Origin of the sequence: Gordonia sp. SMJS1 (genome assembly GCF_029866425.1) — a bacterium.
GTDB lineage: Bacteria > Actinomycetota > Actinomycetes > Mycobacteriales > Mycobacteriaceae > Gordonia > Gordonia hongkongensis.
The window spans coordinates 816,481-829,388 of sequence record NZ_CP123381.1 but is presented as its reverse complement, the minus strand read 5'-3'; the positions used below and the strand labels follow the sequence as shown (position 1 = coordinate 829,388).

The 12,908-nt window shown below is 68.5% G+C and carries 8 protein-coding genes and 2 pseudogenes; 8 read left to right on the top strand and 2 right to left on the bottom strand.

What is annotated here, in order from left to right:
- Positions 1-454: 454 nt before the first annotated feature.
- The 4 genes and pseudogenes from QAD21_RS03870 to QAD21_RS03855 all read left to right on the top strand — a co-directional run bounded on the left by QAD21_RS03870 (position 455) and on the right by QAD21_RS03855 (position 7,426).
- A complete protein-coding gene (locus QAD21_RS03870) occupies positions 455-2,077 on the top strand; it encodes an HNH endonuclease signature motif containing protein (RefSeq protein ID WP_068970500.1) in 1,623 nt (540 codons plus the stop codon).
- A 73-nt stretch (positions 2,078-2,150) separates the two neighbouring features.
- A pseudogene (gene betT / locus QAD21_RS03865) lies at positions 2,151-4,339 on the top strand (choline BCCT transporter BetT).
- Positions 4,336-5,862, top strand: coding sequence for an aldehyde dehydrogenase family protein (locus tag QAD21_RS03860; protein ID WP_068970472.1), 1,527 nt, complete (start codon positions 4,336-4,338; stop codon positions 5,860-5,862). Before betT ends, QAD21_RS03860 begins: the two are co-directional and overlap by 4 nt.
- A pseudogene (locus QAD21_RS03855) lies at positions 5,859-7,426 on the top strand (GMC family oxidoreductase N-terminal domain-containing protein). The gene QAD21_RS03860 and the pseudogene QAD21_RS03855 overlap by 4 nt, the downstream one beginning before the upstream one ends.
- Before the next feature lie 13 nt (positions 7,427-7,439).
- On the opposite strand, the gene QAD21_RS03850 reads toward QAD21_RS03855, so the two are convergent.
- On the bottom strand, positions 7,440-8,042 hold the full coding sequence (locus tag QAD21_RS03850; protein WP_165630577.1) for a TetR/AcrR family transcriptional regulator: 603 nt from the start codon (positions 8,040-8,042) through the stop codon (positions 7,440-7,442).
- Positions 8,043-8,110: 68 nt separating this feature from the next.
- Here QAD21_RS03850 and QAD21_RS03845 point away from each other — a divergent pair, with 68 nt between their 5' ends.
- From QAD21_RS03845 to QAD21_RS03835, 3 genes are all read left to right on the top strand, one after another.
- Positions 8,111-8,980, top strand: a complete 870-nt coding sequence (locus QAD21_RS03845; protein ID WP_165630578.1) for an alpha/beta hydrolase — start codon at positions 8,111-8,113, stop codon at positions 8,978-8,980.
- Positions 8,981-9,053: 73 nt separating this feature from the next.
- Positions 9,054-9,593 (top strand): RNA polymerase sigma factor, encoded by a 540-nt coding sequence (locus QAD21_RS03840; RefSeq protein WP_175404299.1) that lies wholly within the window; start codon positions 9,054-9,056, stop codon positions 9,591-9,593.
- The gene (locus QAD21_RS03835) at positions 9,590-10,921 is read left to right on the top strand and encodes a VOC family protein (protein WP_280360553.1); all 1,332 of its coding nucleotides are present in this window, start codon (positions 9,590-9,592) and stop codon (positions 10,919-10,921) included. The genes QAD21_RS03840 and QAD21_RS03835 overlap by 4 nt, the downstream gene beginning before the upstream one ends.
- A gap of 1 nt (position 10,922) precedes the next feature.
- Here the strand turns inward: QAD21_RS03835 and QAD21_RS03830 are convergent, their stop codons facing one another.
- The gene (locus QAD21_RS03830; RefSeq protein WP_165630580.1) at positions 10,923-11,396 is read right to left on the bottom strand and encodes an anthrone oxygenase family protein; all 474 of its coding nucleotides are present in this window, start codon (positions 11,394-11,396) and stop codon (positions 10,923-10,925) included.
- 117 nt (positions 11,397-11,513) lie between these two features.
- Between QAD21_RS03830 and QAD21_RS03825 the strand changes: the two genes are divergently transcribed.
- A complete protein-coding gene (locus tag QAD21_RS03825) occupies positions 11,514-12,824 on the top strand; it encodes a PQQ-binding-like beta-propeller repeat protein (protein ID WP_137810228.1) in 1,311 nt (436 codons plus the stop codon).
- The last annotated feature ends 84 nt before the right edge of the window (positions 12,825-12,908 follow it).

Genomic DNA, 12,908 nt, shown 5'->3' with positions numbered 1-12,908 from the left:
CCCAGTACAACTGCGCAGGCCGGGGCTGTGTTCCCCGCCGTCTACGCCGAGAGCGAACGGGCCGCCGACGGCCCGGGATGCGCCCCCACCGGGCGCTGGGACCCGCGACGCGGCGCCCGCGTTGTGCCCGACAGCAGCCGGGTATCGCGGAAACCGCCGGCCGACGAGACCACAGGAGGCGAATGGGGACCACCCGGGCCGCTGCCGGGCCTCGGTAGATCTGGCCCTCGCTTGACTGCGACCGTCGCACACCAACGAGCAGCAGGGTGCATCCGGGTACGGCCCGGTACACGGCGAGCACGGCCACGACACGCGGCGGACGCCTATCACACGACACCGACAAGATGTAGGCGCTCAGTTCTGTTGCACGACAACATTTTTGGTATTGACGGCGACCGATGGCCGTGTACACTCGAACGTACATTCGCAGCAACGGTACTCGGGGGAGGTGACCATGTCTGACGAAACCACCACGGCGCAACCACGTGCCGTCGAGCTGGTGGCCGACCTCCACCGCATCCTCGACGAACTACAGACCGTGGACCTGGCGCCGTGCACCGATACCGAGTTGGCCGATCTGGCGGCCGACACCGAGAAAGCGATCGCCCGGCTGACCGTGGCCGGTGACCGGCAGATCGATCAGGTCGAGGCCCGCGACCTCCCCCGCAAGGCAGGCTGCAGGACACTCATGCAGTTCATGACCCACCGGCTGCGGGTGTCCAACCCGGTGCGGCGCCGAATACAGATGGATGCCACCTCCCACCGGACCAGCCTGGGCGGCGACATTCTGGAGCCCGAACACCCCACGCTGGCCGAGGCGTTCGCTGTGGGAGCTGTTGGCTCCGGGCACGTGCAGGCCACCCTGGATGTCCTCGACCGCATCCCGGTAGCCGTCGACCACGACATCAAGGTCGCCGCCGAACGACAGATGGCCGAGATCGCCGTCGACCACACGCCTGCTGACATCACCCAACTCGGTGCCCGGCTGCTCGCTCACCTCGACCCCGACGGCACCCTCGCCGACGATTCGGACCAGAAACGGCGCCGCGGCCTGTGGATCGGCCGGCAACGCGCCGATGGCACCGCCACCATCTCCGGCACCCTAACTCCCGAACTCCACGCCCGGCTGACGATGATGTTCGCCGTCTGGGGCAAACCCGGACTCAACAACCCCGACGACCCACAGTCGCCCTGCGGACCGGCCGGCACCGCCGACCCCGACACCCTGACAGCCGCCGCCGACCGCGACGGCCGCACCCCCGCCCAGACCAATCACGACGCCCTCGACGCCGCACTGGCCGCCAAATTTGCTGACGGCACTCTCGGCACCACGCATCGTGGGCTGCCGATGCAGCTGATCATCAAAGCCGACCTCGCTGATCTGATTCGTGAAGCCGGCCTCGCGACCACCGCCACCGGCACCCTGCTGCCCATCCCGGACCTGATCGCAATGGCCGCCGACATCCAACCGTGGTTGGCGATCTTCAAAGACCACACCACCGTGCCGCTGCACTTCGGTAGGGGGAAACGTCTCGCCACGCGCGAACAACGCCTCGTCTCGTTCGCCCGCCCCGACGGCGAAGTGTGCTCGGCACCCGGGTGTGATCAGCCCGCCACCCACGTCGACATGCATCACGCCCAGAAGGACTGGGCCAAGGGTGGTCTCACCGACATCGACGACCTCGCCCCGGCGTGCCCACGCCACAACCGCATGGTCGGCGACAAGCCCGGGCAGTACACCACCCGCATCGTCCGGTCCGGGCCCGACGAAGGTCGCTGCATGTGGCGGTTGAATGCTGAACCCGGGGCGCCACCCAACCCCGAACGCCTCAACCGTCGACCCGACATACCCAGGCGGTTCGCACAACATCTGAACACCGTGCGCGACGAGATCCACGGACCACCAACCCGGCCCGGCGATCAACCACGCCCAGACGGCCACACCCACGACGACGCACGCCGCTCATGGGCGACGATCAGCCACGTCATCGACGTCCGACCACCCCGACCCGGCCGACGACAGGTCCGCCCCTCCCTCGTCGAAGCACACCTGATGGAGCTACTCGCCACCCACTGAACCGGGTAGAACAACTCACACGGATCCGTCCAAACGGTCCGCCCCATCGGCGATCGGACTAGCGTCGTGGTCCATGAGTGATGACGCCGCTCGACCGTCCACGTCGGTCCATGCCGAGACCAAGACCGGCGAGCGGCGATTGCCCACGCGCCGGGTCAATCTGACCGTCTTCATAGCCTCGGCTGTCATCGTGGTCGCCTTCGCCGTCTGGGCGCTGGCGGCACCGGCAGCGGCCGAGTCGACGATCAACGACGTACGCGACTTCATCACCCGCTGGTTCGGCTGGTGGTACTTCATCCTCGCCACCGCCATCGTTGGTCTCGTGGTGTTCCTCGGCCTCAGCAAGTACGGGCGCTACCGGCTCGGACCGGAGGAATCGCGTCCGGAGTACAGCCTCTTCACCTGGACGTCGATGCTGTTCGCCGCGGGCATCGGCATCGATCTGATGTTCTTCTCGGTCGCCGAACCCGTGACCCACTTCCTCAACCCGCCGACCGGGGCCGGGGAGACCAACGAAGCGGCACGTGAGGCGGTCACCTGGACGGTCTTCCACTACGGCGTGACCGGCTGGGCGATGTACGCGCTCATGGGTGGCGCACTCGCGTATTTCGCCTTCCGGCACAATCTCCCGCTGACGATCCGGGCAGCGCTCTACCCGATCTTCGGCAAACGTGTCGAAGGCCGCTGGGGCGACGCGATCGACGTCGCGGCCGTCCTCGGCACCATCTTCGGCATCGCCACCTCACTGGGGATCGGGGTCGTCCAGCTCAACTTCGGGCTGAACGAGATCTTCGGGATCGAGCAGGGCAAGGCGGCCCAGATCGGCCTGATCGTCCTGGCTGTGGTGATCGCGACCGCGTCTGCGACCTCTGGTGTCGACAGGGGCATTCGACGCCTCTCCGAGATCAACGTCATCCTGGCCATCTGCCTGCTCATATACATCACGGTCGCCAAAGACGCGGACTTCCTGCTCAACGGGCTCGTCCAGAACGCGGGCGACTATGTGTCCACATTTGCCGACCGGACACTCGACACCTTCGCCTGGGACCAGATGAACCCGCCGCCCGGCAACGACGCCCGCGCCTTCGTCGACGGCTGGACCCTGTTCTTCTGGGCGTGGTGGGTGGCCTGGGCGCCGTTCGTCGGACTCTTCCTCGCCCGCATCTCGCGCGGACGCACGTTGCGGCAGTTCATCTTCGGCGTGCTGGTGGTCCCGTTCAGCTTCATCCTGGTGTGGATCTCGATCTTCGGGAACAGTGCCCTGCAGGTGGCCCGCGGCGATGCGGATTTCGCCGAGACGACGGCCTCCACACCCGAGGCCGGGTTCTATTCGCTGCTCGATCAGTACCCGGGTTCGACGCTGCTCATCGGGATCGCAACCATCACCGGCCTGCTGTTCTACGTGACCAGCGCCGACTCCGGCTCGCTCGTGATGGGCAATTTCACCAGCCGCCTCGACGACCCGATGGCCGATTGCACACGGTCGCTTCGTATCTTCTGGTCGGTGGCGATCGGTCTGCTGACCCTGTCGATGCTGTTCGCCGGCGGCGGCGACGGGTCCATCCTCACCCTGCAGGCCGCGACGGTGATCATGGGCCTGCCGTTCTCCTTCGTCCTCGGGCTCATCGGCATCTCACTGCTCCGTGCCGTCCGCAACGAGTCGGTGAAACTCGACAGCTTCCGGACGACGCTGCCCAAGGTGATCGCCGTCGGGCGCGGCCCGACGGAACACGGCAGCTGGCGACAGCGACTCATCGGCACCCTGCGCTTCCCCGGCCGGTTGCGACCCGGAAGTTCATCGAAGCCAACGTCGTACCGGCCATGACCGAGGTCGCCGAACAATTCGGCCGGGAGGGGATCACCGCGACGGTCGACGAGTCGGCCGAGAACGAAGGGCTGCCGTCGCCGCGCCTGATCGTCGAACTCGCCGAGGTCCCCCGGTTCGAGTACTGCGTCTGGCCGGTCTCGGCGCCGACCCCGACGTACGCGGTCCGGACCCAGCGATCCGACGATCGATACTTCCGGTGCGAGGTGTATCTCACCGAGGGGTCCCAGGGCTACTCGCTCACCGGGTACACCCGCGACCAGATCATCGGTGACATCCTCGACCAGTACGAACGCCATCTCGGCTACCTGCATCTGCGGGATGCAGCCGGTGATCACCACGACCCCGGACCCGATGCAGCCGCCGGCGACGGTACCGTGCCCGACAGCGACACGGACATTCCCGACAGCAGTTCCGAAGGAGCACCGGCTCGATGAGCGAGACCCTCTACATCGGCGGCCGCTGGCGGCCCTCCGCTTCCGGCGAGACCCGCGAGATCCGGTGTCCCGCAAACAACTCAGTCGTCGGCGTGGTGGCCGAGGCCGGGGTGTCCGACACCGAGCAGGCCATCGCGGCGGCCCGCCGCGCGTTCGACGCCGGCGAGTGGAGCGCCACACCCGCCGCCGACCGTGGGGACCTCCTTCTCCGCGTCGCCGCCCAGATCGCCGAGCGCCGAGACGAGTTCGTCCGCGCCGAGACCCTCGACACCGGCAAGCGGCCCTACGAGTCGGACATCGACATAACCGACATCGCGAACTGCTTCCGGTACTTCGGCAAGCTCGCGGCGGCCGACGCCGGGCGTGTGGTCGACACCGGGTCACCCGACGCCGATTCGCGCATCGTGTACGAACCGGTCGGCGTCTGCGGATTGATCACACCGTGGAACTACCCGCTGCTGCAGGCGGCGTGGAAGGTCGCGCCGGCACTGGCGGCAGGCAACACCTTCGTGCTCAAGCCCGCCGAACTCACCCCGCACACGTCGATCCTGCTCATGCAGGTCCTCGAGCAGGTCGGTCTCCCGGCGGGCGTGGGCAACCTCGTCCTGGGCGCGGGCGCCGAGGCCGGCGCTCCGCTGTCGTCTCATCCTGACGTCGACCTGGTCTCGTTCACCGGTGGGCTCGTGACCGGCCGGGTCATCGCCCGCGAGGCGGCGGCGACGGTGAAGAAGGTCGCGCTCGAACTCGGGGGCAAGAACCCGAACGTGGTCTTCGCCGACGCCTGCGCCACCGACGAACTCCTCGCGGCAGCGGTCGACAACGCGCTCAACGCGGCGTTCCTGCATTCGGGGCAGGTCTGTTCGGCCGGAGCCCGGCTCATCATCGAGGAGTCCGCACACGATCGCTTCGTCGATGAGCTGGTCCGCCGCGCGGAGCAGATCCGGCTGGGCCTGCCCTACTCCGAGGGCACCGAGACCGGACCGCTCATCTCGGCGGCACACCGAGACAAGGTGCACGCCTACGTCGAACAGGCTCGTGCGGATGGCGCGATCATCCGCACCGGTGGCGCGTTCGCCACGGGCGATGCGGGTTCGGGGCGCCTGGACGACGGATGGTTCTATCTGCCCACCGTGATCGATCGCGCCGACCGTTCGATGGCCTGCGTGCACGACGAGGCGTTCGGACCGACCGTCACCGTGGAGACCTTTGCCACCGAGGACGAGGCCGTGACCCTGGCCAACGACACCGTCTACGGTCTCGCGGGGGCCGTCTGGTCGGCCGACGCGGCACGCGCCCGCCGCATCGCCGGACGAATCCGGGCCGGAACGGTGTGGGTCAACGACTTCGGGCCGTACCTGCCGGAAGCCGAGTGGGGCGGTTACGGCCAGTCGGGCTTCGGGCGGGAGCTCGGACCGTCCGGTCTGGCGGAGTACCGCGAGGCCAAACATGTCTACGAGAATCTCCGACCGGGCGTGACCGGCTGGTTCGCGGACCGGTCCGGAGACGGCGAGGAGCGACGATGAGCGAGACCTACGACTACGTGGTCGTCGGCGGCGGCTCCGGGGGTGCCGTGGTGGCGTCGCGGCTGTCCGAGGACCCCTCGGTCTCGGTGTGCCTGCTGGAGGCGGGTCCGTCCGATGTCGGCGACGACGCGATCCTGCGGCTCGACCGGTGGATGGAACTCCTCGAATCCGGTTACGACTGGGACTATCCCATCGAACCGCAGGAGAACGGCAACGACTTCATGCGCCACGCCCGGGCGAAGGTCCTCGGCGGGTGCAGTTCGCACAACAGCTGCATCGCCTTCTGGGCGCCGCGCGAGGACCTCGACTCGTGGGAGCGTGACTTCGGGTGCGCCGGATGGGGTTCGGCGGAGTTGTACCGCCTCTACCCGCAGATCGAGACCAACGACGCGCCGGGCGCGCACCACGGTCGCAGCGGTCCGGTCCACCTCATGACGGTGCCGCCGAACGACCCGTGCGGGGTCGCCCTGCTCGAGGCCTGCGAGTCGGTCGGCATCCCCCGCGTCGAGTTCAACAGCGGCAGCACGGTTGTCAACGGCGCCAACTTCTTCCAGATCAACCGACGACCCGACGGTGTGCGCGCCTCGTCGTCGGTCAGTTATCTGCACCCGCACCTCGACCGGCCGAACCTCACCATCCGCACCGGATCGTGGGCAAAACGGGTGGTCATCGAGCGGGTCGACGGCGAGTTGCGTGCCGTGGGCGTCGACATCACCGACAACGCGTTCGGTCGCACGACACGGATCGAGGCCCGGGGCGAGGTGATCGTGTCGGCGGGGGCGATCGACTCCCCGAAGTTGCTGATGCTCTCGGGAATCGGGCCGGCCGACGACCTGCGCGAGCACGAGATCGAGGCCCTCGTCGACGCGCCGGGGGTCGGTGAACACCTGCAGGACCACCCCGAAGGGGTGATCGGGTTCGAGACCGCGAAGCCGATGGTCCGCGAGTCGACCCAGTGGTGGGAGGCGGGCATCTTCACCACCGTCGATGCGGGTCTGACCGGCCGGACCTGATGATGCACTACGGCAGCGTGCCGTTCGACATGCACACCCTTCGTCAGGGTTATCCGACCAGTGACAACACTTTCTGCCTGACACCGAACGTGACGCACGCGCGGTCACGGGGCACGGTGCGGTTGCGCTCCCGTGACTTCCGCGACAAGCCCCGCGTGGACCCGCGGTACTTCTCCGATCTCGAGGGCTACGACATGCGGATCATGATCGCGGGCCTGCGCAGGGCGCGGGAGATCGCCGCCGCGGAGCCGCTGGCGACGTGGGTTGCGCGCGAACTCTATCCGGGCCCCGCCGCCGCGAGCGATGCGGAACTGGCCGACTACATCACCCGCACCCACAACACCGTCTACCATCCGGTCGGCACCGTGCGGATGGGTGCGCCCGACGACGAGCTGTCACCCCTCGATCCCGAACTCCGCGTGAAAGGCGTTGCAGGACTTCGGGTGGCCGACGCATCGGTGTTCCCCGAACACACGACGGTGAACCCGAACCTCACCGTGATGCTCGTCGGCGAACGCTGCGCCGAGCTGGTGCGCGCCGACAGCAGCTGACCGCCAGGAGCGACTAGGTCGCGAAGGAGTCGACGATCCGTTCCAGGACGGCGGCGACCTGTTCGGTGGCGGCCTCGCGATCGTCGGCGGCGGCGACGAAGAGCGCCGCCTCGTCGAGCGCGCCGATCGCGACGTGGGCCAGCGGGCGCGTGGGCTGCTCGACCGCCTGGCCCGTGGCGATCGCGGCCGCGATCAGGCCTTCGACGAGTGCGAATCCGAATTCTTCTCCGCGAGCACGCCATTCACTCCATCCGAGCACCGACGGCGCCTCGACGAGCGTGATCCGATGCACCTCCGGCTCGGTGCACAGCCGCAGGAACAGACGCATACCCGTCTTCAGCGCGGCGAGCGGGTCCTCGCCGGCGCGCTCCCCCACGGCCGCCGCGATCTGCGCGACGATCGACTGTTCCACGTCGTCGTAGACGGCGACGAACAGCCCTTTCTTGTCGTCGAACTGGTGGTAGAGCGCACCGCGCGTCACGCCGGCCTCGGCGACGATCTCCTGGGTGCCGACGTCGGCGAAGCCGCGTTCGCCGAACAGCTTCCGGCCGGCGCCGATCAACGACGCGCGGGTCGCCGCGGTCCGCTCGGCCTGGGTACGACGGTTGACTTTCATACAGGTTGCACGTAACTTTCGTACTGAGTGTTCGTAAGTTACCGAGTCTACGAGAAGCGGGTCTCGCCATGACGACTGCATTGCCGACCGTCGAACTTCCGTCCGGCGCCCTCGAGTACGCGACCTACGGTCCGGACGACTCGGCGCATCCGCCGGTCGTGTTCGTGCACGGGGCCGTGGTCGACCATCGGCTGTGGGAACCGACGGCACGGTTGCTCGCCGAGCGCGGATTCCGGTGCCATGTGCCCCTCATGCCGTTGGGCTCGCACCGCATCCCGCTCGGACCCGGAGCCGACCGCTCGCCGCGCGGGATGAGCAAGCTCCTACGTGAGTTCGTCGACCGGTTCGGCCTGTCGGACGCGACCCTCGTGGCCAACGACTCCGGTGGCGCCATCACCCAATTCGCTCTCGACGACGATCCCGCGTTCGTCAGCCGGCTGGTGTTCACCAACTGCGATGCCTTCGATCTTTTTCCGCCGCAGCCGTTCCGGTTGTACTTCGCGCTGATGAAGCACCGACTTTTGCTGAAACCGCTGGCCGAGGCGATGCGCCTGCGTGCACTGCGCCATTCCGCGCTGGGCGTCGGTCTGCTGTTGAACGATCCCGATCCCGCCCTCACCGGCTCGGTCTTCGAACCGCTACAGCGCGACGTACGCATCCGCAACGACTTCATCGCGTTCCTCCGCGGCATCCGCCCCGCCGAACTGGCGCAGATCACCCCGCGGATGTCGCGCGTCGACCTCCCGGTTCGAATGGTGTGGGGTCGCGACGACCGGTGTTTCACCCCGGCCCACGGACGCCGCCTGGCCGCCGTCTTCCCGGGCGGGGCGCCGTTCGTCGAGGTTCCCGACGCCCGGACCTTCGTCTCACTCGACCAGCCACAGATTCTGGCCGACGAGATCATCGAGCTCACCGTCGGAGAACGCACCGCTCCGTGACCGCCCGGAGAACGGCGCGAGTTTTTTTCGCCACGGGCGTCGGATCATCGGGTCCGGCCGCGACGATAGAGATGTGAGCAGCGACCAACCGGTTTCTTCGGCCCGGGGACCAGAGGGATTGCTGGCGGTCTACGACCAGGCACTGCCGGAGGTGTACGGCTTCGTCGTGCGGCGCTGCACGGATCGTCGTACCGCCGAGGACGTCACCTCGGAGACCTTCCTGGCCGCCATGGACTCCGTCCGACGACGCCGCGACACCGAACCGACCACTCCGTGGCTCATCGGGATCGCCCGGCACAAGCTCGCCGACCACTGGCGACGTGCACAGCGCACGCCGGAACCGGTCGACGACCTGCCCGACCACGGGGACGACCCGTGGGACACCGAACTCGACCGGATGGTCGCCCATCACACGCTCGGCCAGTTGTCGCCGATCCACCGTTCGGTGCTGACGCTGCGCTATGTCGACGATCTCCCCGTCGGCGAGTGCGCGGAGATTTTGGGCCGCACGGTCGGCGCCACCGAGGCGCTTCTCACCAGGGCCAAGCGGGCGTTCCGCGCCGCCTACCCCGAAACACAACCCCAGCCCAGCGGGAGAGGAGGTCACGCATGAGCACCCGGAACAGCTCGCGCTTCGACGCAGCACGAGATCCGCTGCACGTCCTGAACGCAGCGCGCACGCCGGGCTTCGACGATCCGGTCCGTCCCGACCTGGATTTCGCCGCCGCGCTGCGGGACCGCCTCGAGCGCGGGGCGACCCTACCCGAAGGAGTCGTCATGGCCACCGCAACACAACTCGACGCAACCGAGACCGTCCGGACCGAGGCGCCCGCCCGACCGGAACCGACGGTCGAACGCCCCGGCGCCCTCCCGTATCTCGTCGTCGCCGAACCGCAGGCCGCGATCGACTGGTACGTCGACACGCTCGGCGCCCGGCTGCGCGGCGAGCCGATCGTGATGTCCGACGGCGTGATCGGTCACGCCGAACTCGAACTGGGCGGCGGCGCCGTTTATCTCGCCGCCGAGTTCCCGGACCTCGGACTCCGGGCGCCCGCACCCGGACAGGTCTCGGTCAGCCTGATGGTCGCCGTCGACGACACCGACGACGCGGTCGCGTCGGCCGCCCGCGCGGGAGCCGCGGTGACCCGAGAGCCGTACGAAGCCCACGGCACCCGCACCGCGGTGATCGTCGACCCGTTCGGCCACCGCTGGATGCTGAGTGGACCGTCGAAGACCGTGGGTACCGAGATGGTCCATCAGGGCGACATCGGTTACATGTCGCTGAACACCCCCGACGCCGTCCGCGCCCGACGCTTCTACGCCGACGTCCTGGGCTGGGAGTTCGACGCCGAGGGCCGACGCGTCACCAACGTCGGCCATCGCCTCGGCATCTTCGAGACCGACGGCGCACCGACGATCTTCTGCGCGTACGCCGTCGACGATCTCGAGGCCGCACATGAGCGCATCGTCGCAGCGGGCGGGCGGGGCGAGTTCGGTTCGAGTCCCGACGGTCATCGCCTGGTCGACGCCGTCGACGATCAGGGCGTCCGGTTCGCGGTCTACGCCGCGAACCCCGCCGACGAACGGCCGCAGGCACACCCGCGCGATCCCGGGGCCATGACCTACCTGACGGTGCTGACGCCCGACAGCGGACGCTTCCGCGCGTTCTACGGATCGGTCCTCGGCTGGACGTTCCACGGCGGACGCATCGACGACGGCTGGGAGGTCGACGACTCGCGACCGCAGGTCGGGCTCGCGGGCGGCGCCGAGAGCTCGGTGGCGGTGCCGATGTGGACGACCGACGACGTCGTGGCCACGGTCGAACGTGTCCGGGCCGCGGGCGGCACGGTGCTCGAGGAACCGAACGCGGCCCCTTACGGCATCTCGGCGCGGTGCACCGACGACCAGGGCGCTCAGTTCTACCTCGGTCAGTTGTTCTGAGTCACCCCACGGTCAACCCGACGACGAGCACCGCCGCCGCAGCGGTGGTCAGCACGGACCGCACGATGTTCCACGGCACCCAGACGGCGGTGAACCGCGTCCAGACCCGCACCGCCTCGTCGCCGCGGACAACACCCGCGGCGTCGAGGCGGTCATTGGCCGGGACGTTGACGACCATCGTGATGACGACACCGAGCGCGGTCAGGACCGTCGCGGTCAGGACCCACCATCGGAGCCCAGAACCCCACGAGACCCAGACGGTCAGCGCGCCGAACACCACGCCGCCGCCGAAGATCACCGCGAACAGCGGGTTGAGGATCGCGCTGTTCATCCGCTGCATCGCCGCGACCGCGACGTCGGCGCCGGCCCGGGTCAGGCCGGGGATCACGGCATACCCGAACCCCGCCAGTACGCCGGCGCTGAGGCCGGTGGTCACGACCGTCAGGGTCACCAACACTTCACGCAACAGGTCCATGGGAACAGTCCAGTGCCCTGCGGGCGCGAAAACCATGATCGGACCGGCGAAATTCCTGCTCCACCGTCCGGCTCCCGGCTCCGGAGCGGCCACCACCGTCATGGTTGACTCTTACCCATGTCCTCTCGCTCCCGCGTCCGGGCCCTGTCCGCGCGTCTGCCCTTCGGCATCGGGACCGTCGTCTTCGCCCTGTGCGCCGCGCTGGTCGTGACCGGCGGCGTGGTGCTGGCGAGCGGCACCGCCCAGACCGACGACGGCGACTACGCCTACGGCGAGCTGCGCGGCTACGAACGCGAACCGGGGACCGCCTGGACGATCGTCGGGCAGGAGGATCTACCGGACTACTCCGGCGAGGTCACCATCGAGATCGCCGACACCTCCGACGAGGGATGGCTCATCACCTACCCCTCCGGGCTGGGGCGCTCGTTCGTGATGGTGGACCGGCGATCGGGAAACCTGCTGTGGGACAGCCCCATCAACGCGGGGCAGGGCGACTGCGCGGTCAACGAAGCCGGCCAGGTCGGTTGCGCGGTACAGCTCGGCACCCCACTCGAGGACGGCTTCTACCTCGTCGACGACGCCGGCATCCCGACCCGCACCGCCGAATACCTGGACACCAAATCGGTGGAGGGCCTCGGCAACAACTTCCTGCGCGTCAACCGGGTCGGGCACCAGGTCACCCTGAACACACCGGCCGGCAACGGCATCTGGGCTCGGACCTTCGCGGCACCGGTCGTCGGTATCGAGGTCACCGGCGACACCGTGGTCATCAGGACCGCCGACGCGAGCGAACACCTGGTCAACCCCGCCACCGGTGAGGACCGCATCGGTTGCGATCAGTGCAGCATCAAGCTCTACCCGACCGGGGTGACCGTCGACCACCAGACGCACGGCGAGGAGAAGGTGGTCACCTACGCCACCGTCAACGGCCGGGTGGACGCCGATCCGGTCGCCGAGGCCGACGGTCTGAGCGTGCTGCCCGGGCCGTCGACCCTCCCGGTCCTGAACGCGGCGAACCTGGTCTTCGCCGCCGAGGGGCAGTACGAGGTCCGCGACCCGGCACGTCCGGGGGCACTGTGGCAGATCCGCGACGGTGAACTGTCCAAGGCCAATGCCATCGCGTGCGGGTCCCTCGTGAACTTCGGTCGCCTGGACGGTTCGCGGACGACCTACGCGCTCGCCGACGGCACGCACATCGGCAGCGGACCGCCGCCGGGACCGCAGCAGCCGATCCTCGCCAACCCGCGGTGCGTCGGGTCCAGCGGCACCACCATGGTCGTCGTCAACCAGGGCCTGCTGACCGGGCTCACCCCGGCGAACACCGCGGCCTGGGAGCGCGGCCTGTCTTCCCCCGGACTCGTGCGGGTCGTCGACGGATACATCGTCGTCAGCGAAGGCAGCACCCTGTCGATGCTCCGCCCGAATTGACCCCGGTCTTCCCGTTAACCCGAGGGTCTCAATCCCCTTTGTGGGCCGTTTCACATGCCGGGCCGAGCTTCCGGCCTCACCTGC